This is a genomic window from Klebsiella sp. Sb-30 (assembly GCF_057652795.1).
The window spans coordinates 5,202,362-5,224,762 of record NZ_CM172749.1 but is presented as its reverse complement, the minus strand read 5'-3'; the positions used below and the strand labels follow the sequence as shown (position 1 = coordinate 5,224,762).

Here is a 22,401-nt window from a genome sequence, read left to right as displayed (position 1 = left end):
GCTGGTTCGTGAGTGAAAGTCGCCGACCTCTATATCTCAAAACTGATTCTCAGGAATCACGTTTGAGATATTTGCTCTTTAAAAATCTGGATCAAGCTGAAAATTGAAACGACACACTGTTTCCTTTCTCCGTAATAAGAGAGGAAAAGCGGTGTGTTCGAGTCTCTCAAATTTTCGCAACGCGGACTGTTTTACGAAACAGTTTCGGGTTGTGAGGTTAAGCGACTAAGCGTACACGGTGGATGCCCTGGCAGTCAGAGGCGATGAAGGACGTGCTAATCTGCGATAAGCGTCGGTAAGGTGATATGAACCGTTATAACCGGCGATTTCCGAATGGGGAAACCCAGTGCAATTCGTTGCACTATCGTTAAGTGAATACATAGCTTAACGAAGCGAACCGGGGGAACTGAAACATCTAAGTACCCCGAGGAAAAGAAATCAACCGAGATTCCCCCAGTAGCGGCGAGCGAACGGGGAGCAGCCCAGAGTCTGAATCAGCGCGTGTGTTAGTGGAACGGTCTGGAAAGTCCGGCGGTACAGGGTGATAGCCCCGTACACTAAAATGCACACGTTGTGAACTCGAAGAGTAGGGCGGGACACGTGGTATCCTGTCTGAATATGGGGGGACCATCCTCCAAGGCTAAATACTCCTGACTGACCGATAGTGAACCAGTACCGTGAGGGAAAGGCGAAAAGAACCCCGGCGAGGGGAGTGAAAAAGAACCTGAAACCGTGTACGTACAAGCAGTGGGAGCCTCTTTATGGGGTGACTGCGTACCTTTTGTATAATGGGTCAGCGACTTATATTCTGTAGCAAGGTTAACCGTATAGGGGAGCCGCAGGGAAACCGAGTCTTAACTGGGCGTTAAGTTGCAGGGTATAGACCCGAAACCCGGTGATCTAGCCATGGGCAGGTTGAAGGTTGGGTAACACTAACTGGAGGACCGAACCGACTAATGTTGAAAAATTAGCGGATGACTTGTGGCTGGGGGTGAAAGGCCAATCAAACCGGGAGATAGCTGGTTCTCCCCGAAAGCTATTTAGGTAGCGCCTCGTGAACTCATCTTCGGGGGTAGAGCACTGTTTCGGCTAGGGGGTCATCCCGACTTACCAACCCGATGCAAACTACGAATACCGAAGAATGTTATCACGGGAGACACACGGCGGGTGCTAACGTCCGTCGTGAAGAGGGAAACAACCCAGACCGCCAGCTAAGGTCCCAAAGTCATGGTTAAGTGGGAAACGATGTGGGAAGGCACAGACAGCCAGGATGTTGGCTTAGAAGCAGCCATCATTTAAAGAAAGCGTAATAGCTCACTGGTCGAGTCGGCCTGCGCGGAAGATGTAACGGGGCTAAACCATGCACCGAAGCTGCGGCAGCGACACTATGTGTTGTTGGGTAGGGGAGCGTTCTGTAAGCCGTTGAAGGTGGCCTGTGAGGGTTGCTGGAGGTATCAGAAGTGCGAATGCTGACATAAGTAACGATAAAGCGGGTGAAAAGCCCGCTCGCCGGAAGACCAAGGGTTCCTGTCCAACGTTAATCGGGGCAGGGTGAGTCGACCCCTAAGGCGAGGCCGAAAGGCGTAGTCGATGGGAAACAGGTTAATATTCCTGTACTCGGTGTTACTGCGAAGGGGGGACGGAGAAGGCTATGTTAGCCGGGCGACGGTTGTCCCGGTTTAAGCATGTAGGCGGAACGATTAGGTAAATCCGGTCGTTTATTCAACGCTGAGGTGTGATGACGAGGCACTACGGTGCTGAAGTAACAAATGCCCTGCTTCCAGGAAAAGCCTCTAAGCATCAGGTAACAACGAATCGTACCCCAAACCGACACAGGTGGTCAGGTAGAGAATACCAAGGCGCTTGAGAGAACTCGGGTGAAGGAACTAGGCAAAATGGTGCCGTAACTTCGGGAGAAGGCACGCTGATGGTAAGTGAAGTGACTTGCTCATGGAGCTGAAATCAGTCGAAGATACCAGCTGGCTGCAACTGTTTATTAAAAACACAGCACTGTGCAAACACGAAAGTGGACGTATACGGTGTGACGCCTGCCCGGTGCCGGAAGGTTAATTGATGGGGTTATCCGTAAGGAGAAGCTCTTGATCGAAGCCCCGGTAAACGGCGGCCGTAACTATAACGGTCCTAAGGTAGCGAAATTCCTTGTCGGGTAAGTTCCGACCTGCACGAATGGCGTAATGATGGCCAGGCTGTCTCCACCCGAGACTCAGTGAAATTGAACTCGCTGTGAAGATGCAGTGTACCCGCGGCAAGACGGAAAGACCCCGTGAACCTTTACTATAGCTTGACACTGAACATTGAGCCTTGATGTGTAGGATAGGTGGGAGGCTTTGAAGTGTGGACGCCAGTCTGCATGGAGCCAACCTTGAAATACCACCCTTTAATGTTTGATGTTCTAACGTAGACCCCTAATCGGGGTTGCGGACAGTGTCTGGTGGGTAGTTTGACTGGGGCGGTCTCCTCCCAAAGAGTAACGGAGGAGCACGAAGGTTAGCTAATCCTGGTCGGACATCAGGAGGTTAGTGCAATGGCATAAGCTAGCTTGACTGCGAGCGTGACGGCGCGAGCAGGTGCGAAAGCAGGTCATAGTGATCCGGTGGTTCTGAATGGAAGGGCCATCGCTCAACGGATAAAAGGTACTCCGGGGATAACAGGCTGATACCGCCCAAGAGTTCATATCGACGGCGGTGTTTGGCACCTCGATGTCGGCTCATCACATCCTGGGGCTGAAGTAGGTCCCAAGGGTATGGCTGTTCGCCATTTAAAGTGGTACGCGAGCTGGGTTTAGAACGTCGTGAGACAGTTCGGTCCCTATCTGCCGTGGGCGCTGGAGAATTGAGGGGGGCTGCTCCTAGTACGAGAGGACCGGAGTGGACGCATCACTGGTGTTCGGGTTGTCATGCCAATGGCATTGCCCGGTAGCTAAATGCGGAAAAGATAAGTGCTGAAAGCATCTAAGCACGAAACTTGCCCCGAGATGAGTTCTCCCTGACTCCTTGAGAGTCCTGAAGGAACGTTGAAGACGACGACGTTGATAGGTCGGGTGTGTAAGCGTAGCGATACGTTGAGCTAACCGATACTAATGAACCGTGAGGCTTAACCTTACAACGCCGAAGCTGTTTTGGCGAAGAGACGAATGTTCAGCTTGATTACAGATTAAATCATCACGCAGAAATGCGGGGTGAAAACAGAATTTGCCTGGCGGCGATAGCGCGGTGGTCCCACCTGACCCCATGCCGAACTCAGAAGTGAAACGCCGTAGCGCCGATGGTAGTGTGGGGTCTCCCCATGTGAGAGTAGGGAACTGCCAGGCATCAAATTACGCAGTAAACTGATGTAAAAATCAGTAGTTGTAGAAAAATTCGGTGGAGCGGTAGTTCAGTCGGTTAGAATACCTGCCTGTCACGCAGGGGGTCGCGGGTTCGAGTCCCGTCCGTTCCGCCACTTATTAAAAGTTAAGCCTGCTAAGTTAATTAGCGGGCTTAATAGTAAGAGATTTAGGGGCGTAGCTCAGTTGGTAGAGCACCGGTCTCCAAAACCGGGTGTCGCGAGTTCGAGTCTCTCCGCCCCTGCCATATATAATCCTTTGCTCAGGCAAAGGATTTTTTTTGTCTGTTATTTTCCATCCCCAGAATCTGCCAACATCCTCCGTCCCTGGAGGCGTGCATTATTCCAGTATGTTTGTCTTCAGTATTTCGCGGATCTGTACCTGTTTATCGCTGTTTTGTAGCCAGATAGCGTACAGGGGGCGAGATAGCGTTGTACTGTCCGTCACCGTATGCAGGCCGCTTTTATCCTTCGCCCAGCGTGTCGGCAGCCATGTACAACCATTTAGCGCGGCGAGTTGCTGATAGGCCAGTTCAGCAGAGCTGGTTGTCAGCAGAGGAACATCATCACTGCCAATCAGTCCGACCTCATTTTGTTGGAAGTCCGGGCCCCATTCAAGGCGCAGATAATTCAATTCATTCTTAGTTTTAAATGGCGAGGCACAGTAGAGTGCCAGCGTAAAATTACCAAGCAACTGGCTGCTTAATTCGTCCATTTTCGGCGATTCTGTCGTGATCAGTAGATCAAGCTGTCGCTCATGTAACTGTTTAACAAGCGATTGTCGCTGCGCAATCCGCGCTTCAAACTGCAGGTTACAGGGCTCTTTGTAGAGCTTCCCCAGCCATCCGTTAAGCATGCATTCCCACAAAGATGCGCTGCCGCCAATTGAGAATTCATTATGTCGGGAAGCATTCGCAACCTCTTTTCGTGCCGCCTGCCAGGTGTTCATCAGGGTTTCGGCATAAGGAAGGAGCTTATCGCCGGCTGACGTCAGGCGGATATTATTGCGATGGCGGGTAAAAAGGTTCACGCCAAGCTGGTTTTCCAGCTGACGAATACGAAAGCTGACGGCCGACTGCGTCAGATAAAGCGCCTCTGCTGCTCGTCCAAAGTGGCGAGTTCTGCTCACCTCAAGGAAAGTTTTGAGCAATTCCGTATCCACACTCTTCTCCGCAAAATTATTTGTCGTAATGATTTAAATCTTTTGTTTTACACTCTGTCAAGCGTAACTAATACTCCGCGCCATAAATAGCTCGGCCAAAGAATCAGGAGCGTGTAGGATGGCGGAAAGCTTTATGACGACTAATCGTTTTTTCGATAATAAACATTATCCGCGCGGGTTCTCCCGTCATGGTGATTTCACCATCAAAGAGGCACAACTGCTGGAACAGCATGGTTATGCTCTTAACGAACTGGAACTGGGTAAACGCGAACCTGTCACCGAAGATGAAAAACAGTTTGTTTCGGTATGTCGTGGTGAACGTGAGCCAGCCACGGAAATGGAACGCGTCTGGATTAAGTATATGGCGCGTATTAAGCGGCCTAAGCGTTTTCATACGCTGTCCGGCGGTAAACCGCAGGTTGAAGGCGCTGAAGATTACACCGAAAGCGATGATTAACAAAAAAGGGCGTAAGCCCTTTTTTTATGCCATGAGTTTTTGCAAATGGTTCAACATCCTGTCTATCGCTCGATAGCCAAGAGCCTCCTGCAGGTGGTGGCGCTCAATACAGGGCTCCCCTCCTATATCGGCGATGGTCCGGGCGACTTTCAGCAGACGCTGCCAGGCGCGGATAGAAAGCCCCAGCTGCGATAATACCTGTTCCAGCCAGATAGCATCCTCTTTACTGAGCGGACACCAGATTTTCATTTCGTTACTCTCCAGCTGGGCATTGAGTTTCTCCTGCCGGGCCAGCTGTTTGTCTCGGGCGACGAGAACCCGCTTCCTCACGCTGGCGCTATTTTCCACGCCAGAGGCTGCCTGGCTAAGCGCTCCCGGGGGCGGTAGAGGAATTTCCAGCGAGAGATCGAACCGGTCGAGGAACGGTCCGGACAGGCGGCTCAAATAGCGTAGGGTTTGTTCCGGTGATGCGCGATTATGATGGCCCCGGTAATGCCCGGTGGGGCTGGGATTCATGGCCGCAATAAGCTGAAAATGTGCCGGATAGTCAATTTTCGCACGGGTTCGTGAAATATGTATTTTTCCTGACTCTATCGGCTCCCGCAAAGCATCCAATACCCGACGTTCAAACTCCGGTAGTTCATCCAGAAACAGCACCCCATTGTGTGCCAGCGAGATCTCTCCGGGTATCGGGATTGAACCGCCCCCCACCATTGCCGCGAGAGAAGCACTGTGATGTGGACTGCGAAACGGTCGCCGACGCCACTGTTTTGTTGCGCGATAGCGGCTCAACAGACTAAGGATAGCGGCGCTTTCGAGCGCCTCCTGATTGCTTAACGGTGGCAGAAGACCTGGCAGCCGGCTGGCAAGCATGGTTTTTCCTGTTCCGGGAGGGCCAATCAACAGCAGGTTGTGGCCCCCTGCGGCAACGATTTCCAATGCACGTTTTCCTTGCTGCTGGCCAATCACATCACTCAGATCAGGTAGAGAGTCATCAGGATGCTCTTCCTCCGGTATGGAAGGATTGAGCGCATGGCGTCCCTCGAGAAACGCACACACCTCCTGCAGATGCCCGGCGACAAGACACTCGTGGCCCTCAATGAGCCCCACTTCCGCCGCGTTATCCTCAGCGACGATAATTTGTCGCCCGGCTTTTATCGCTTCCATTGCACTGGAGATAGCGCCAGGAACGCCACGTAGCGCCCCTGTGAGCGCGAGCTCGCCGATAAACTCATATTGCTTCAACCTGGACGCATCTAACTGCTCCGACGCGACCAGAAGCGCGAGAGCGATGGGGAGATCGTATCGCCCGCCTTCTTTTGGCAAATCGGCAGGGGCCAGATTGATGGTGATCTTTTTGGCCGGAAACGTATAGCCGCTGTTAATTATCGCGCTGCGTACCCGGTCGCGAGCCTCTCTGACCGTGGTTTCAGGAAGCCCTACCATGGTTAATCCCGGAAGCCCGTTGCTGATATGAATTTCGATCGTAATAAGCGGGGCACTGATACCAAAAGCAGCCCGTGTGTAGATAATCGCGAGTGACATAATGCCTCCTGAGTACGAGCATTATGTCGGCAGAAAAAGGGGCAGTAATGAGTAAGAAATGCATTTTACGCGGCATGTTCCAGCGAATATCGCCGGATATTGTGACATTTCACACATGATGGAAGCGGCATCGCAGACGCTCATCATGGTGAAAGAGCATATTGGCGGAAACCGCCGCAGCATCATAGAAAAGGGTGATAAATTGAATTTTTTTCATTTTATATTTTTTCTATTAAAAACAATTGTTTTACAAAAAACTGTTAGCACGATCAGTAAGTGATGTATAAAAAAATCTTGTGTTTATTGTGATGTCTGTGGTAACTCTTTAGGTATTCCTTCGAACAAGAAGCCAGAAAGTACAGAAAATGACAGCCCTTCTACGAGTGATTAGCCTGGTCGTGATTAGCGTGGTGGTGATTATTATCCCACCGTGCGGGGCTGCACTTGGACGAGGAAAGGCTTAGAAATCAAGCCTTAACGAACTAAGACCCCCGCACCGAAAGGTCCGGGGGTTTTTTTATAACTTAAAAACGATAAGCGAGGAGCAGACAATGACGAATAGCATAAAATTCTGTTTCTCCCGATCTATGACGGGGAACTAACTATGAATGGGGCGCAGTGGGTAGTACATGCTTTGCGGGCACAGGGGGTCGACACGGTTTTTGGCTATCCTGGTGGCGCGATTATGCCGGTTTACGATGCATTGTATGACGGCGGCGTGGAACACCTGTTGTGCCGCCACGAGCAAGGAGCGGCCATGGCAGCTATCGGCTATGCTCGCGCCACCGGCAAAACCGGCGTATGCATCGCCACATCAGGTCCAGGTGCGACGAACCTGATCACCGGCCTGGCTGATGCGTTACTGGACTCTATCCCTGTTGTCGCCATCACCGGTCAGGTCGCGGCGCCGTTTATCGGCACCGATGCTTTCCAGGAAGTGGACGTCCTTGGTTTGTCGCTGGCCTGTACGAAACACAGTTTTCTCGTGCAGTCGCTGGAAGAGCTGCCGCGAGTGATCGCTGAAGCTTTCCAGGTCGCAAACTCTGGCCGCCCAGGTCCGGTTCTGGTTGATATCCCTAAAGATATCCAGCTGGCGAAGGGCGAGCTTGAACCGTATTTCTCGACGGTTGATAACGACATTGCCTTCCCCCATGCAGAAGTTGAGCAGGCGCTGCAGATGTTAGCTGCCGCGCAAAAACCGATGCTGTACGTCGGCGGTGGCGTGGGTATGGCGCAGGCGGTTCCTGCGTTACGCGAGTTTATCGCCATTACGCAAATGCCGGTCACCTGCACGCTGAAAGGTCTGGGCGCCGTTGATGCGGCCTATCCGTACTATCTGGGAATGCTGGGGATGCACGGCACCAAAGCGGCCAATCTGGCGGTACAGGAATGTGACCTGTTGATCGCCGTTGGCGCCCGCTTCGATGACCGTGTTACCGGGAAGCTGAACACCTTTGCTCCGCACGCCAAAGTTATCCATCTGGATATCGATCCGGCGGAGCTGAACAAGCTGCGTCAGGCACATGTTGCCCTGACGGGCGATCTGAATACATTGCTGCCAGCGTTGCAGAAGCCGCTGACCATCGACGCCTGGCGCCAGCATAATCAGGCGCTGCGTGATGAGCACGCATGGCGCTACGACCACCCGGGTGAGGGTATTTACGCACCGCTGCTGCTCAAACAGCTCTCCGACCGTAAGCCGGCCGATAGCGTTGTCACAACCGACGTGGGTCAACATCAAATGTGGTCAGCGCAGCATATGACCTATACACGTCCTGAGAATTTTATTACCTCCAGCGGTTTGGGCACGATGGGTTTTGGCCTGCCGGCGGCGGTTGGCGCTCAAGTTGCACGTCCGAACGATACCGTTATCTGCGTCTCCGGCGATGGCTCGTTCATGATGAACGTGCAGGAGCTGGGTACCGTGAAGCGTAAACAGCTGCCGTTGAAGATCCTGTTACTGGATAACCAGCGTTTAGGCATGGTGCGTCAGTGGCAGCAGCTGTTTTTTGAGGAGCGCTATAGCGAAACCACCCTCACCGATAATCCCGATTTTGTCACGCTGGCCAGCGCCTTCGGCATTCCTGGACAGCACATCACCCGTAAAGACCAGGTTGAAGCGGCTCTCGACACCATGCTTTCGAGCCAGGGGCCATACCTGCTTCATGTCTCAATCGATGAGCTTGAGAACGTCTGGCCGTTGGTACCGCCCGGTGCCAGTAATGCAGAAATGCTGGAGAAATTATCATGATGCAACATCAGGTCGCTTTACAGGCTCGCTTCAACCCGGAAACCTTAGAACGCGTGCTGCGCGTGGTTCGTCACCGCGGCTTTCAGGTTTGTTCCATGAATATGGAAACCGCGGCAGATGCCGGCAACATAAATATCGAATTGACCGTTGCCAGCCAGCGGCCCGTCGAATTACTGTTTAGTCAATTAAGTAAGCTGGTCGACGTCGCCTGCGTCGAGATCCAGCAACCAACATCACAACAAATCCGCGCATAAGCGCAAGGGAAGAAAAATGACGACGAAAAAAGCTGATTACATTTGGTTCAACGGCGAGATGGTTCCGTGGGGAGAGGCGAAGGTTCACGTGATGTCTCACGCGCTTCACTACGGTACTTCCGTGTTTGAAGGCATCCGTTGCTACGACTCGCATAAAGGACCGGTGGTGTTCCGTCATCGCGAACATATGCAGCGTCTGCATGACTCAGCCAAAATCTATCGTTTTCCGGTCTCTCAAAGCATTGATGAGCTGATGGAAGCCTGCCGCGAAGTTATCCGCAAAAATAACCTGACCAGCGCGTACATTCGTCCACTGGTCTTTGTTGGCGACGTCGGCATGGGTGTTAACCCGCCTGCGGGATACAGCACTGACGTGATCATCGCGGCGTTCCCGTGGGGAGCTTATCTTGGCGCTGAAGCGCTGGATCAGGGGATCGATGCGATGGTTTCTTCCTGGAACCGTGTCGCGCCCAACACCATCCCGACCGCTGCAAAAGCCGGTGGTAACTACCTCTCTTCCCTGCTGGTTGGCAGCGAAGCGCGCCGCCATGGTTATCAGGAAGGGATCGCGCTGGACGTTAACGGCTATATCTCCGAGGGCGCGGGTGAGAACCTGTTTGAAGTGAAAGATGGCGTGTTGTTCACGCCGCCATTTACCTCTTCTGCGCTGCCGGGCATTACCCGCGACGCGATCATTAAACTGGCAAAAGATCTGGATATTGAAGTCCGCGAGCAGGTGCTGTCCCGTGAATCTCTGTATCTGGCTGATGAAGTCTTTATGTCTGGTACTGCTGCGGAAATCACCCCGGTGCGCAGCGTGGACGGTATTCAGGTTGGCGAAGGTCGCTGTGGCCCGGTCACCAAGCGTATTCAGCAGGCCTTCTTTGGTCTCTTCACCGGTGAAACCGAGGACAAATGGGGCTGGTTGGATCAGGTTAACCAATAAATATACCCGTCATATTTCAAGCATAAGCATAAAAAAATGGGGTGGCACGCAGCGCCCCATGTCACAGAGACTGGGAGTAACTAAAGCATGCCTAAGTACCGTTCCGCCACCACCACTCACGGCCGTAATATGGCGGGTGCCCGCGCGCTGTGGCGCGCAACCGGGATGACCGATGCTGATTTCGGTAAGCCGATTATCGCCGTTGTTAACTCCTTCACCCAATTCGTACCGGGTCACGTACATCTGCGCGATCTGGGTAAGCTGGTTGCTGAGCAGATTGAAGCCTCAGGCGGCGTTGCCAAAGAATTTAACACCATCGCGGTGGATGATGGGATCGCCATGGGGCATGGGGGTATGCTTTATTCACTGCCATCCCGTGAACTGATCGCCGACTCGGTTGAGTACATGGTTAACGCGCACTGCGCCGATGCCATGGTCTGCATTTCCAACTGCGACAAAATCACCCCGGGGATGCTGATGGCCTCCTTGCGCCTGAATATTCCGGTGATTTTTGTTTCCGGTGGCCCAATGGAAGCCGGGAAAACCAAGCTTTCTGACAAAATCATCAAACTCGACCTTGTCGATGCGATGATTCAGGGGGCGGATCCAAAAGTCTCCGACGAACAGAGTGAGCAGGTCGAGCGTTCCGCCTGTCCGACCTGTGGTTCCTGTTCGGGGATGTTTACCGCCAACTCGATGAACTGCCTGACCGAAGCGCTGGGTCTGTCCCAGCCGGGTAATGGTTCTCTGCTGGCGACTCACGCCGACCGTAAAGAGCTGTTCCTCAACGCAGGTAAACGTATCGTTGAACTGACGAAGCGCTATTACGAGCAGGATGACGAATCTGCGCTGCCACGTTATATCGCCAGCAAAGCGGCGTTCGAAAACGCCATGACGCTGGATATCGCCATGGGGGGGTCGACGAACACCGTTCTGCACCTGCTGGCCGCCGCGCAGGAAGCGGAAATTGACTTCACGATGAGCGATATCGATAAGCTGTCCCGCAAGGTTCCGCAGCTGTGTAAGGTGGCGCCGAGCACGCAGAAGTACCATATGGAAGATGTGCACCGCGCGGGCGGCGTACTGGGTATTCTCGGCGAGCTCGATCGTGCCGGGCTGCTGAACCGCGATGTGAAAAACGTTCTCGGTCTGACTCTGCCACAAACGCTCGATCAATATGATGTCATGCTGACCAAAGATGACGCGGTGAAAAAAATGTTCCGCGCCGGCCCGGCGGGTATTCGGACGACTCAGGCGTTCTCGCAGGACTGCCGCTGGGATACGCTGGATGACGATCGTGCCGAAGGGTGTATCCGTTCGCTGGAGCATGCTTACAGCAAAGACGGCGGTCTGGCGGTGCTGTACGGCAACTTTGCGGAAAACGGCTGTATCGTTAAAACCGCAGGGGTGGATGACAGTATTCTGAAATTCACCGGCCCGGCGAAAGTCTACGAAAGTCAGGACGAAGCCGTTGACGCGATCCTTGGCGGTAAAGTGGTGGCGGGCGACGTCGTGGTTATTCGCTATGAAGGGCCGAAGGGTGGTCCGGGAATGCAGGAAATGCTCTATCCGACGACCTTCCTGAAGTCCATGGGCCTGGGTAAAGCCTGTGCGCTGATCACCGACGGACGTTTCTCTGGCGGTACCTCGGGCCTGTCGATTGGCCACGTCTCGCCGGAAGCAGCCAGCGGCGGCAATATTGCGATCATTGAAGATGGCGATATGATTGCCATTGATATTCCAAACCGGGGTATTCAGCTGCAGCTGAGCGATGCCGAAATTGCCGCGCGTCGTGAAGCACAAGAGGCCCGCGGCGATCGTGCCTGGACGCCGAAAGCGCGTGAACGTCAGGTCTCCTTCGCACTCCGCGCGTATGCCAGCCTGGCAACCAGCGCCGATAAGGGCGCGGTTCGCGATAAATCAAAACTGGGGGGTTAATGATGGCTGAATCACAACCCCTGTCTGCCGCCCCCGAGGGGGCGGAATATCTCAGGGCGGTGCTGCGCGCACCGGTCTATGAAGCGGCGCAAATTACGCCGTTGCAAAAAATGGAAAAAATCTCGTCGCGTCTTGATAACGTGATTCTGGTGAAGCGCGAAGATCGCCAGCCGGTTCATAGCTTCAAGCTGCGTGGGGCCTACGCAATGATGGCAGGCCTGACGGAAGAGCAAAAAGCGCAGGGCGTGATCACCGCTTCTGCGGGCAACCACGCCCAGGGGGTTGCGTTCTCGGCATCGCGTCTTGGCGTGAAGGCGCTGATCGTCATGCCGGTTGCCACGGCGGATATCAAAGTGGATGCCGTGCGTAACTTTGGCGGTGAGGTCCTGCTCCACGGCGCTAATTTCGATGAAGCAAAAGCGAAAGCTATCGAACTGGCGCAACAGCAGAACTTCACCTGGGTCCCGCCGTTTGACCACCCGATGGTGATTGCCGGGCAGGGAACGCTGGCGCTGGAGCTGCTACAGCAGGACGCACATCTGGACCGCGTGTTTGTCCCGGTAGGCGGCGGTGGTCTGGCCGCAGGCGTAGCGGTGCTGATCAAGCAGCTGATGCCGCAGATCAAAGTGATCGCGGTGGAAGCAGAGGACTCCGCCTGTCTGAAAGCCGCGCTGGACGCCGGGCATCCGGTCGATCTGCCGCGCGTCGGGCTGTTTGCCGAAGGCGTGGCGGTGAAACGTATCGGTGACGAGACCTTCCGCCTCTGCCAGGAGTATCTTGACGATATCGTCACCGTCGACAGCGATGCGATTTGCGCGGCGATGAAAGACCTGTTCGAAGATGTCCGCGCCGTGGCTGAACCGTCTGGTGCGCTGGCGCTGGCAGGAATGAAAAAGTATATCGCGCAGCATGACATCCGCGGCGAGCGGTTGGCACATGTGCTTTCCGGGGCCAACGTTAACTTCCACGGCCTGCGCTACGTTTCCGAACGCTGCGAGCTGGGAGAGCAACGTGAAGCGCTGCTGGCGGTGACCATTCCGGAAGAGAAGGGCAGCTTCCTGAAGTTCTGTCAGCTGCTGGGCGGTCGTTCAGTGACCGAGTTCAACTACCGTTTTGCTGATGCCAAAGATGCCTGCATTTTTGTCGGGGTTCGTCTGAGCCGCGGTCTGGAGGAACGCAAAGAGATTTTGAGTCTGCTGCACGAAGGCGGCTATAGCGTTGTCGATCTTTCTGATGACGAAATGGCGAAACTTCATGTGCGCTATATGGTCGGTGGGCGGCCGTCAAAACCGCTGCAGGAGCGACTGTTCAGCTTCGAATTCCCCGAATCACCGGGGGCGCTGCTCAAGTTCCTGCATACGTTAGGGACCCACTGGAACATCTCGTTGTTCCATTACCGCAGCCACGGAACCGATTATGGCCGCGTGCTGGCGGCGTTCGAGCTTGGCGATCATGAGCCGGATTTCGAAACCCGACTCCATGAGCTGGGCTACGACTGCCACGACGAAACCAATAACCCGGCGTTCAGGTTCTTTCTCGCGGGCTAATGCCTGATGGCGCTGCGCTTAGCGGGCTGACAATCAGATCCCCGTCCGGGTAAGGCGTTTCGCCGCCATCCGGCAAAAACGTCAGTGGTTAGGCAGAATCGACCAGAAAGCATCAATAAGCGGCTCATACAGCCGCTTTTTTTGTGCGCATACGCCCAGTTCAAACGGCGTTTTCTCATCGCTGCGCTCTAAAATCATCACGCGATTGCGTACCGGTTCCGGACTGTTCTCCAGTACTACTTCCGGAATTAAAGCCACGCCGCAGCCGAGCGCGACCATCGACACCATCGCTTCATGGCCGCCCACGGTGGCGTAAATCGAGGGATTGCTGATTTTATGGCGGCGAAACCACAGTTCGATGCGGCGACGCACCGGCCCTTGATCGGCCATGATAAACGGTACGGTTGACCAGTCGGGCTTCTCCTGGCTCACCTGGGTGCGCACCGGACAGGCTAATGCCGGGGCGATCAGCACGACCGCCAGGTTTTCCAGCATCGAAAACGCCACGGAGCCCGGTAGCGTTTCCGGCTTGCCGGCAATCGCGAGATCGGCCTCGCCGGTGACGACCTTCTCCATCGCATCGGCGGCATCGCCGGTGGAAAGCTTGATCTCCACCGAAGGGTGGGCAGCGCGGAAGCGATCGAGAATCGGCGGCAGATGGCTGTAGGCTGCCGTTACCGAGCAGAAGATATGCAGCTCGCCGGAAAGCGAAGGACCTTGCTGATCGATGGCGTGACGAAGCTGCTGGTACTGTAGCAGCGTCTGCTGTGCGAACAGGCGCAGCTCTTCGCCCGCTTCGGTCAAGGTGACGGTACGGTTATCGCGAACAAACAGCGGCTGCCCGAGATCTTCTTCCAGGCGCTGGATCTGGCGTGAAAGGGTGGAAGGACTGACGTGCATCGCCCGCGCGCTGCGGCCAAAATGGCGGCTTTCGGCCAGATGCAGGAAGGTTTTCAGATCGCGTAAATCCACACTCCGTACTCCACGGTTTTGCATTGCAGAAATTGCAACGTGACGTTGTGAATATATCAATTTCCGCAATAAATTTCCTGTCATATAGTAAGTTCATTCTCTCTTGCACAGACACGGCAAGCGAACCGAACAATAAGACAGTACAACATCACGAGGTATCACCATGGCTAACTACTTTAATACACTGAATCTGCGCCAGCAGCTGGCGCAGCTGGGTAAATGTCGCTTTATGGGCCGCGACGAATTCGCCGATGGCGCGAGCTACCTTCAGGGTAAAAAAGTGGTCATTGTCGGCTGTGGCGCGCAGGGTCTGAACCAGGGCCTGAACATGCGTGATTCCGGCCTGGATATCTCCTATGCGCTGCGTAAAGAAGCGATTGCTGAAAAGCGCGCATCCTGGCGTAAAGCGACCGAAAACGGCTTCAAAGTGGGTACCTACGAAGAGCTGATCCCGCAGGCTGACCTGGTGGTTAACCTGACGCCGGACAAACAGCACTCCGACGTTGTGCGTTCCGTTCAGCCGCTGATGAAAGATGGCGCGGCGCTGGGCTACTCCCACGGCTTCAACATCGTCGAAGTGGGTGAGCAGATTCGTAAAGACATCACCGTCGTGATGGTGGCGCCGAAGTGCCCGGGTACCGAAGTGCGTGAAGAGTACAAACGTGGTTTCGGCGTACCGACTCTGATCGCGGTTCACCCGGAAAACGACCCGAAAGGCGAAGGCATGGCGATTGCTAAAGCCTGGGCCGCGGCAACCGGTGGTCACCGTGCGGGCGTTCTGGAATCATCCTTTGTTGCGGAAGTGAAATCTGACCTGATGGGCGAGCAGACTATCCTGTGCGGTATGCTGCAGGCCGGTTCTCTGCTGTGCTTCGACAAGCTGGTGCAAGAAGGTACCGATCCGGCATACGCCGAAAAACTGATTCAGTTCGGCTGGGAAACCATCACCGAAGCGCTGAAGCAGGGCGGTATCACCCTGATGATGGATCGCCTGTCTAACCCGGCGAAACTGCGTGCTTATGCGCTGTCCGAACAGCTGAAAGAGATCATGGCGCCGCTGTTCCAGAAACATATGGATGACATCATCTCCGGCGAATTCTCCTCTGGCATGATGGCTGACTGGGCCAACGACGATAAGAAACTGCTGACCTGGCGTGAAGAGACCGGTAAAACCGCGTTCGAAACCGCACCGCAGTTTGAAGGCAAAATCGGCGAGCAGGAGTACTTCGATAAAGGCGTTCTGATGATCGCGATGGTGAAAGCGGGCGTTGAGCTGGCGTTCGAAACCATGGTTGATTCCGGTATCATCGAAGAGTCTGCTTACTACGAATCACTGCATGAGCTGCCGCTGATCGCGAACACCATCGCGCGTAAGCGTCTGTATGAAATGAACGTGGTTATCTCCGATACCGCAGAATACGGTAACTACCTGTTCTCTTATGCCTGCGTACCGCTGCTGAAAGAGTTCATGACTACCCTGCAGACCGGCGACCTGGGCAAAGCGATTGCCGAAGGCGCGGTAGACAACGCTCAGCTGCGCGACGTGAATGAAGCCATCCGCAGCCACGCTATTGAGCAGGTGGGTAAGAAACTGCGCGGCTATATGACTGATATGAAGCGTATTGCAGTAGCGGGTTAACCCGATTGTCGGGTGGCGCTCCGCTTACCCGACCCACACAACCGCAAGATGTAGGCCGGGTAAGGCGTAGCCGCCACCCGGCTTTTTATTTGCGGTACAGGACTTTGATAATGTGGTAGCCAAACTGAGTGTGTAGCGGGCCGGTCGGCTCCAGCTCAGGGCAGGAGAAGACGACTTTATCAAATGCCGGAACCATCTGGCCCTGTTTGAACTCGCCTAAATGACCGCCCTTTTTGCCTGACGGGCAAGTGGAGTGCTTTTTCGCCAGCTTCTCGAAATCGGCGCCGTTTTTAATCTGCTCCAGCAGGTCGAGTGCCAGTTTCTCTTCTTTCACCAGGATGTGCATTGCTGCCGCTGTTTTTGCCATGATCGTACCTTGATAATTGACGATGAATCAGAGGGCAATATTAGCATGCGCTAGCGGCGGTAGAGCACCTTAATGATGTGGTAGCCGAACTTCGTTTTTACCGGTCCGTAGGGCTTTAGCAGCGGGCAGGTGAAGACGGCTTTATCAAACGGCCCGACCATCGCCCCCTGCGTAAACTCACCGAGATCGCCGCCGTTGCGTCCGGACGGGCATTTCGAATAGCGTTTTGCCAGGTGATCGAAGCTGACGCCTCGCGCCAGTTTAGCGAGGATCTCCAGGGCCAGTTTCTCTTCTTTTACCAGGATATGCAGGGCTGCTGCGGACTTTGCCATTGTTTTGTTCTCTGGATTATCGGTGTTGCCAACACTTTACCATTAGCCGGTAAATCTCCACCCGGCTTTCTGCTACAATCCCCACCCCGTTCGAAGATTGAGCAAGACTCCCATGCGTTTAAACCCTGGCCAACAACAAGCCGTCGAATTTGTTACCGGACCGTGCCTGGTGCTGGCGGGCGCCGGTTCCGGTAAGACCCGCGTTATCACCAATAAAATCGCTCACCTGATCCGCGGATGCGGCTATCAGGCGCGCCATATTGCGGCGGTAACCTTTACCAACAAAGCGGCACGTGAAATGAAAGAACGTGTCGGGCAAACGCTGGGGCGCAAAGAAGCGCGGGGCCTGATGATTTCCACCTTCCATACCCTGGGGCTGGATATTATTAAGCGCGAATATGCTGCGCTGGGGATGAAATCTAACTTTTCTCTGTTCGATGATACCGACCAGGTTGCGCTGCTTAAAGAGCTGACCGAAGGGCTCATCGACGACGATAAAGTCGTGTTACAGCAGCTGATCTCGACGATCTCCAACTGGAAAAACGATCTGCAAACCCCGGCACAGGCCGCGGCAGGCGCAAAGGGTGAACGGGATCGGATCTTTGCCCACTGCTACGGGCTCTATGATGCCCATATGAAGGCCTGCAACGTGCTGGATTTTGACGATCTGATCCTGTTGCCGACCCTGCTGTTACAGCGCAATGAAGAGGTGCGTGAACGCTGGCAGAACAAGATTCGCTATCTGCTGGTGGATGAATATCAGGATACCAACACCAGTCAGTATGAGATGGTGAAGCTGCTGGTGGGGCAGCGTGCGCGCTTTACCGTCGTCGGCGATGATGACCAGTCGATCTACTCCTGGCGCGGAGCACGGCCGCAGAACCTGGTCCTGCTGAGCCAGGATTTCCCGGCGCTGCAGGTGATTAAGCTGGAACAGAACTACCGTTCTTCCGGGCGCATACTAAAAGCCGCTAACATCCTGATTGCCAACAACCCGCACGTCTTCGAAAAACGCCTGTTTTCCGAGCTGGGATATGGCGCAGAGCTTAAAGTGCTTTCAGCGAACCATGAAGAACATGAAGCGGAGCGGGTGACCGGGGAACTGATCGCCCACCACTTTATCAATAAGACGCAATATAAAGATTACGCCATTCTCTACCGCGGCAACCATCAGTCGCGGGTCTTTGAAAAGATGCTGATGCAAAACCGCATCCCGTACAAAATTTCGGGCGGTACGTCGTTCTTTTCACGGCCCGAGATTAAAGACCTGTTGGCCTATCTGCGCGTGCTGACCAACCCGGATGATGACAGCGCTTTCCTGCGTATCGTTAATACGCCAAAGCGCGAAATCGGCCCGGCCACCTTGCAAAAGCTGGGCGAGTGGGCGATGACCCGTAACAAAAGCTTATTTACCGCCAGTTTTGATATGGGCCTCAACCAGACGCTAACCGGTCGCGGCTATGATGCGCTCACCGGGTTTACGCAGTGGCTGGCTGACATCCAGCGCCTGGCGGAGCGCGAACCGGTCGCCGCGGTGCGCGATCTGATTCGCGGGGTGGATTATGAATCCTGGCTGTATGAGACCTCTCCGAGCCCGAAGGCCGCAGAAATGCGGATGAAAAACGTCAATCAGCTGTTCAGCTGGATGACGGAGATGCTCGAGGGCAGCGACATAGACGAGCCAATGACCCTGACCCAGGTGGTCACCCGTTTTACTCTGCGCGATATGATGGAGCGCGGCGAGTCCGATGAAGAGTCGGATCAGGTGCAGTTGATGACCCTGCACGCCTCAAAGGGGCTGGAGTTTCCCTACGTCTATCTGGTGGGTATGGAAGAGGGGCTGCTGCCGCATCAGAGTAGCATCGATGAAGACAACGTGGATGAAGAGCGCCGCCTGGCGTATGTCGGGATTACCCGCGCGCAAAAAGAACTGACCTTCACGCTGTGTAAAGAGCGTCGTCAGTACGGAGAGCTGGTGCGCCCTGAGCCCAGCCGTTTTCTGCTGGAGCTACCGCAGGATGACCTGATCTGGGAGCAGGAGCGCAAGGTTATCTCGCCGGAGGAGCGGATGCATAAAGGGCAGGCCAACGTCGCCAATATTCGCGCGATGCTGGCAAAAGCGAAAGGGAAGTAGTACGACCGCGTATCTCCCGGTGGCACACAGCGGGAGATTTTACTGAGCCCGCTGCTTATCAGGCGAAATTAAGCCACTTCGAGAGCCCAGTGGACATAGCTTTGCCACTGGCACTCCTGCTCCACCATCTCCCGACCCAGCGGATGACTTTCCAGCCACCCCTCCGGCAGCGTCAGCACCAGTTTCTCGCCGTCGACGGCGAGTGAAATGGCCGGCAGCAGATCGTCGCGACGGCGGCTGGCAAACAGGATTGCCAGACGCAGCAGCCGACACAGGTGCTCAGCAACCCGCGGTTTCACCGCATTTTGCTGATGGAGCGAGGAGAGGTCGATGGTATTGGTCTGGTTGAGCAGCAGCGTGGCGAGCAGTTTTTTCTGCGCCGGCGTGAAGCCGGGGAGATCGAGGTTGCTCACCAGATAGGCGGCGTGCTGCGGGGCGCGTTTAAAATCGACGCTCAGGCCAATTTCGTGCAGCTCGCAGGCGCTGGCGAGCAGCTCGCGGCTGAGCGATTCCAGCTCCCAGGCATCGTCCAGCTGATTCACCAGATGTGCGGCGAGTTGGGTTACACGCTGGGCCTGCTCGGTGTCGATCATGAAGCGGCGTTGAATATTGCGCAGCGTACGGCTACGGATATCCTGATCGACGGACAGATGCAGCATGCCGTAAACCAGGCCTTCACGGAGCGCACCGCCCGCGAGGGTCATACACTGAATATTCAGTTCGCTGAAGATGGCGATAAGTATGGCCAGCCCGCTGGGGAAAACCAGCGCTCGTTCTAAGGTTAAACCTTCGATTTCCAGCTCTTCCAGGCGCCCGCACTGGATCGCACGCTGCTTGAGCTGCTGCAATTTAGCCAGGGTGATACGCTCGTCCATTCCCTGCGCCATCATGATTTCCTGCAGAGCCTGAACGGTACCGGATGCGCCGACGCAAACTTTCCAGCCGTGGTAATTCAGGATGTCAGTAATCGGACGCAGAACTTCCCGAGCCGCATTTTCTGCGAGATCGAAGTTTTCTTTTGTCAGGTTGCGATCGGCGAAGTAGCGTTCCAGCCAGGTGACGCACCCCATCGACAGGCTAAAAAGAGAGGTGGTCTGTGCCCCCGTACCAGTCACCAGTTCGGTACTGGCGCCGCCAATATCGACAACCAGGCGCCGGTCTTCGCCGCCGGTCGTATGGGCAACGCCTTGATAAATCAGACGGGCTTCTTCTTCACCGCTGATTACCTGCACCGGACAGCCGAGAATTTCCCGGGCCTTGGCTAAAAACTCGTCGGCATTGACGGCCAGGCGCAGCGTGGCGGTGGCCACAACGCGAATCTGAATGGGGGGGATATCCTGCAGGCGTTCGGCAAACAAACGCAAACACTGCCATCCACGCTCCATCGCTTCCGCGGAGAGCGTGTTATCGCTGTTCAGGCCAGCGGCCAGACGCACTTTGCGCTTGATGCGGCTGAGCGTCTGGATGCTCCCGGCCACCTCGCGTACAACCAACATATGAAAGCTATTAGAACCAAGATCGATAGCTGCATAAAGCGAGGTGGAACTGAGCATAAATGTATTTAACCTGAACGACGACGGTTACGAGGCGGACCGCTGCGACGCGGGCCATTGCCAGTGCGCGGGCGCGTCAGGCGCAGCGGCTTAGGCAAATCTGTCATAAGTGCATCTGGGTTGTACTTGCTGACCGGAATAGAGTGACCGGTGTAGGTCTCAATCGCCGGAAGATTCAGCGCGTACTCTTCGCAGGCCAGGCTGATGGAGTGACCGCTGGCGCCCGCGCGACCGGTACGGCCGATACGGTGGACGTAATCTTCACAGTCGTCCGGCAGGTCATAGTTAAAGACATGCGTTACGGCCGGGATATGCAGACCACGTGCAGCAACGTCGGTCGCCACCAGAATGTCGATATCGCCACGGGTGAACTCTTCAAGAATCCGCAGACGTTTTTTCTGTGCGACGTCGCCGGTTAACAAGCCGACGCGATGACCGTCTGCTGCCAGGTGGCCCCAGATATCTTCGCAACGATGTTTAGTGTTCGCGAAAATAATGGCGCGATCCGGCCACTCTTCTTCCAGAAGCGTCTGCAGCAGGCGCATTTTTTCTTCGTTGGAAGGATAGAACAGCTCTTCTTTAATCCGGTGACCCGTTTTCTGTTCCGGCTCGACTTCAACATATTCGGCGTTGTTCATTTGTTCAAACGCCAGTTCGCGGACACGGTAAGAAAGGGTTGCGGAGAACAGCATGTTCAGACGCTGATTGGTCGGCGGCATGCGACGGAACAGCCAGCGGATATCTTTAATAAAGCCGAGATCGTACATGCGATCGGCTTCATCCAGTACGACGACCTGAATCGCACCAAGGTTAATGTGATTCTGTTTAGCGTAATCAATAAGACGACCGGTGGTCCCGATCAGAATATCGACGCCGCTTTCCAGCACTTTCAGCTGCTTATCGTAGCCATCGCCGCCGTACGCCAGACCCAGCTTCAGGCCAGTGGCCGCAGCCAGCGGTTCTGCGTCAGCGTGAATTTGTACCGCCAGCTCACGCGTAGGAGCCATGATCAGCGCACGCGGTTGGTTTACCTGGCGGTCAGCGCTGGCCGGGTGAGAGAGAAGGTAATGAAACGTTGACGTCAGGAACGCCATCGTTTTTCCGGTACCGGTTTGCGCCTGCCCGGCGACATCACGACCTTCCAGCGTTAGCGGAAGAGCGAGTGCCTGAATGGGCGTACAATTATGAAACCCTTTCTTTTCAAGGGCTTCAATCACTGCCGGGTGCAGGGCGAAGTCGGAAAACTTCTGTTCTGTTAAATGTGTTTTGCTCATAGTGTGGTAGAATATCAGCTAACTATTGCATTAAGAAAGCGTATCCGTTGAAATAACGTCAACCTTTCGTTGGCTATACGCGAAATGACTTAAGGTGCATCTACGGCAACCTGATGAATCCTCGAAAGCTTAGACTACTCAGCGAGTCGAGGAGAATTAATCTACCGGGAACGGTTTGAAGGCGGTTTGCTTTGGCTCCTGCAAGACGACATCCATGAGGGATCGGATCGCGCAGTGGCCAGTAATAGAGGCATCCTGAAAAATAACGTGTATAACGTAGCATCGGCACGTCGTTGATGTCTGCGACACCAACACACCAGGCTTATTCCTGTGGAGTTAAATATGAGCGATAAAATTATTCACCTGACTGACGACAGTTTTGACACGGACGTACTCAAGGCTGACGGGCTAACCCTCGTCGATTTCTGGGCAGAGTGGTGCGGTCCGTGCAAAATGATCGCCCCGATTCTGGATGAGATCGCTGAAGAGTATCAGGGCAAACTGACCGTAGCTAAACTGAACATCGATCAGAACCCGGGTACTGCGCCGAAATACGGCATTCGCGGCATCCCGACTCTGCTGCTGTTTAAGAACGGCGAAGTGGCGGCAACTAAGGTTGGCGCACTGTCTAAAGGCCAGCTGAAAGATTTCCTCGACGCCAACCTGGCGTAAGCAGTTTGCCATT

General features: G+C 54.7%; 18 protein-coding genes, 2 tRNA genes and 2 rRNA genes. 15 read left to right on the top strand and 7 right to left on the bottom strand.

From position 1 onward, the window contains the following. Positions 1-215: 215 nt before the first annotated feature. The 4 genes from AC236I_RS24415 to AC236I_RS24400 all read left to right on the top strand — a co-directional run bounded on the left by AC236I_RS24415 (position 216) and on the right by AC236I_RS24400 (position 3,593). Positions 216-3,122: ribosomal RNA gene (locus AC236I_RS24415) — 23S ribosomal RNA — on the top strand. Positions 3,123-3,215: 93 nt separating this feature from the next. Then, a 5S ribosomal RNA gene (rrf, locus tag AC236I_RS24410) occupies positions 3,216-3,331 on the top strand. 54 nt (positions 3,332-3,385) lie between these two features. After that, a tRNA-Asp gene (locus tag AC236I_RS24405) sits at positions 3,386-3,462 on the top strand. A gap of 55 nt (positions 3,463-3,517) precedes the next feature. After that, positions 3,518-3,593: transfer RNA gene (locus AC236I_RS24400), tRNA-Trp, on the top strand. A 92-nt stretch (positions 3,594-3,685) separates the two neighbouring features. On the opposite strand, the gene hdfR is transcribed toward AC236I_RS24400, so the two are convergent. Next, on the bottom strand, positions 3,686-4,507 hold the full coding sequence (hdfR, locus tag AC236I_RS24395) for an HTH-type transcriptional regulator HdfR (RefSeq protein ID WP_032690060.1): 822 nt from the start codon (positions 4,505-4,507) through the stop codon (positions 3,686-3,688). A gap of 118 nt (positions 4,508-4,625) precedes the next feature. Between hdfR and AC236I_RS24390 the strand changes: the two genes are divergently transcribed. After that, positions 4,626-4,964 carry a MaoP family protein gene (locus tag AC236I_RS24390; RefSeq protein ID WP_004869479.1) on the top strand — a complete coding sequence of 113 codons (339 nt, stop codon included), beginning with the start codon at positions 4,626-4,628 and terminating at the stop codon, positions 4,962-4,964. Between the two features lie 24 nt (positions 4,965-4,988). Here the strand turns inward: AC236I_RS24390 and AC236I_RS24385 are convergent, their stop codons facing one another. Continuing rightward, positions 4,989-6,509, bottom strand: coding sequence for a YifB family Mg chelatase-like AAA ATPase (locus AC236I_RS24385; protein WP_015585420.1), 1,521 nt, complete (start codon positions 6,507-6,509; stop codon positions 4,989-4,991). A gap of 365 nt (positions 6,510-6,874) precedes the next feature. On the opposite strand from AC236I_RS24385, the gene ilvL reads away from it, so the two are divergent. The 7 genes from ilvL (at position 6,875) to ilvA (ending at position 13,445) form a co-directional block, all read left to right on the top strand. After that, entirely contained in the window at positions 6,875-6,973 is a 99-nt protein-coding gene (ilvL, locus tag AC236I_RS24380) for an ilv operon leader peptide (protein WP_001311244.1), read from the top strand. Between the two features lie 87 nt (positions 6,974-7,060). Further along, the gene (gene ilvX, locus AC236I_RS24375) at positions 7,061-7,111 is read left to right on the top strand and encodes a peptide IlvX (protein WP_202403780.1); all 51 of its coding nucleotides are present in this window, start codon (positions 7,061-7,063) and stop codon (positions 7,109-7,111) included. 2 nt (positions 7,112-7,113) lie between these two features. Next, positions 7,114-8,760 (top strand): acetolactate synthase 2 catalytic subunit, encoded by a 1,647-nt coding sequence (gene ilvG, locus AC236I_RS24370; RefSeq protein ID WP_004869487.1) that lies wholly within the window; start codon positions 7,114-7,116, stop codon positions 8,758-8,760. Further along, positions 8,757-9,014 carry an acetolactate synthase 2 small subunit gene (gene ilvM, locus AC236I_RS24365; RefSeq protein WP_004869489.1) on the top strand — a complete coding sequence of 86 codons (258 nt, stop codon included), beginning with the start codon at positions 8,757-8,759 and terminating at the stop codon, positions 9,012-9,014. Before ilvG ends, ilvM begins: the two co-directional genes overlap by 4 nt. 16 nt (positions 9,015-9,030) lie before the next feature. Further along, positions 9,031-9,960 (top strand): branched-chain-amino-acid transaminase, encoded by a 930-nt coding sequence (gene ilvE / locus AC236I_RS24360; protein ID WP_004869492.1) that lies wholly within the window; start codon positions 9,031-9,033, stop codon positions 9,958-9,960. A gap of 87 nt (positions 9,961-10,047) precedes the next feature. Continuing rightward, on the top strand, positions 10,048-11,898 hold the full coding sequence (ilvD, locus tag AC236I_RS24355; RefSeq protein WP_004869495.1) for a dihydroxy-acid dehydratase: 1,851 nt from the start codon (positions 10,048-10,050) through the stop codon (positions 11,896-11,898). Between the two features lie 2 nt (positions 11,899-11,900). Then, complete coding sequence (gene ilvA, locus AC236I_RS24350; RefSeq protein ID WP_015585418.1) at positions 11,901-13,445, top strand: threonine ammonia-lyase, biosynthetic; 1,545 nt, start codon at positions 11,901-11,903, stop codon at positions 13,443-13,445. 81 nt (positions 13,446-13,526) lie between these two features. Here ilvA and ilvY read toward each other — a convergent pair whose 3' ends face one another. Continuing rightward, a complete protein-coding gene (gene ilvY, locus AC236I_RS24345; RefSeq protein WP_004869503.1) occupies positions 13,527-14,417 on the bottom strand; it encodes an HTH-type transcriptional activator IlvY in 891 nt (296 codons plus the stop codon). A gap of 163 nt (positions 14,418-14,580) precedes the next feature. Here ilvY and ilvC point away from each other — a divergent pair, with 163 nt between their 5' ends. Continuing rightward, positions 14,581-16,056, top strand: coding sequence for a ketol-acid reductoisomerase (ilvC, locus tag AC236I_RS24340; protein ID WP_015585417.1), 1,476 nt, complete (start codon positions 14,581-14,583; stop codon positions 16,054-16,056). Between the two features lie 85 nt (positions 16,057-16,141). On the opposite strand, the gene ppiC (AC236I_RS24335) is transcribed toward ilvC, so the two are convergent. After that, the gene (gene ppiC, locus AC236I_RS24335) at positions 16,142-16,423 is read right to left on the bottom strand and encodes a peptidylprolyl isomerase PpiC (protein ID WP_004869510.1); all 282 of its coding nucleotides are present in this window, start codon (positions 16,421-16,423) and stop codon (positions 16,142-16,144) included. 50 nt (positions 16,424-16,473) lie between these two features. After that, a complete protein-coding gene (gene ppiC, locus AC236I_RS24330; protein WP_004869513.1) occupies positions 16,474-16,755 on the bottom strand; it encodes a peptidylprolyl isomerase PpiC in 282 nt (93 codons plus the stop codon). A 112-nt stretch (positions 16,756-16,867) separates the two neighbouring features. Between ppiC (AC236I_RS24330) and rep the strand changes: the two genes are divergently transcribed. After that, a complete protein-coding gene (rep, locus tag AC236I_RS24325) occupies positions 16,868-18,889 on the top strand; it encodes a DNA helicase Rep (RefSeq protein ID WP_004869516.1) in 2,022 nt (673 codons plus the stop codon). Positions 18,890-18,957: 68 nt separating this feature from the next. On the opposite strand, the gene gppA is transcribed toward rep, so the two are convergent. After that, entirely contained in the window at positions 18,958-20,442 is a 1,485-nt protein-coding gene (gene gppA / locus AC236I_RS24320; protein WP_015585415.1) for a guanosine-5'-triphosphate,3'-diphosphate diphosphatase, read from the bottom strand. An 8-nt stretch (positions 20,443-20,450) separates the two neighbouring features. Beyond that, positions 20,451-21,716, bottom strand: coding sequence for an ATP-dependent RNA helicase RhlB (gene rhlB / locus AC236I_RS24315; protein WP_004869522.1), 1,266 nt, complete (start codon positions 21,714-21,716; stop codon positions 20,451-20,453). 342 nt (positions 21,717-22,058) lie between these two features. Between rhlB and trxA the strand changes: the two genes are divergently transcribed. After that, the gene (trxA, locus tag AC236I_RS24310) at positions 22,059-22,388 is read left to right on the top strand and encodes a thioredoxin TrxA (protein WP_004869525.1); all 330 of its coding nucleotides are present in this window, start codon (positions 22,059-22,061) and stop codon (positions 22,386-22,388) included. Positions 22,389-22,401: the final 13 nt, after the last annotated feature.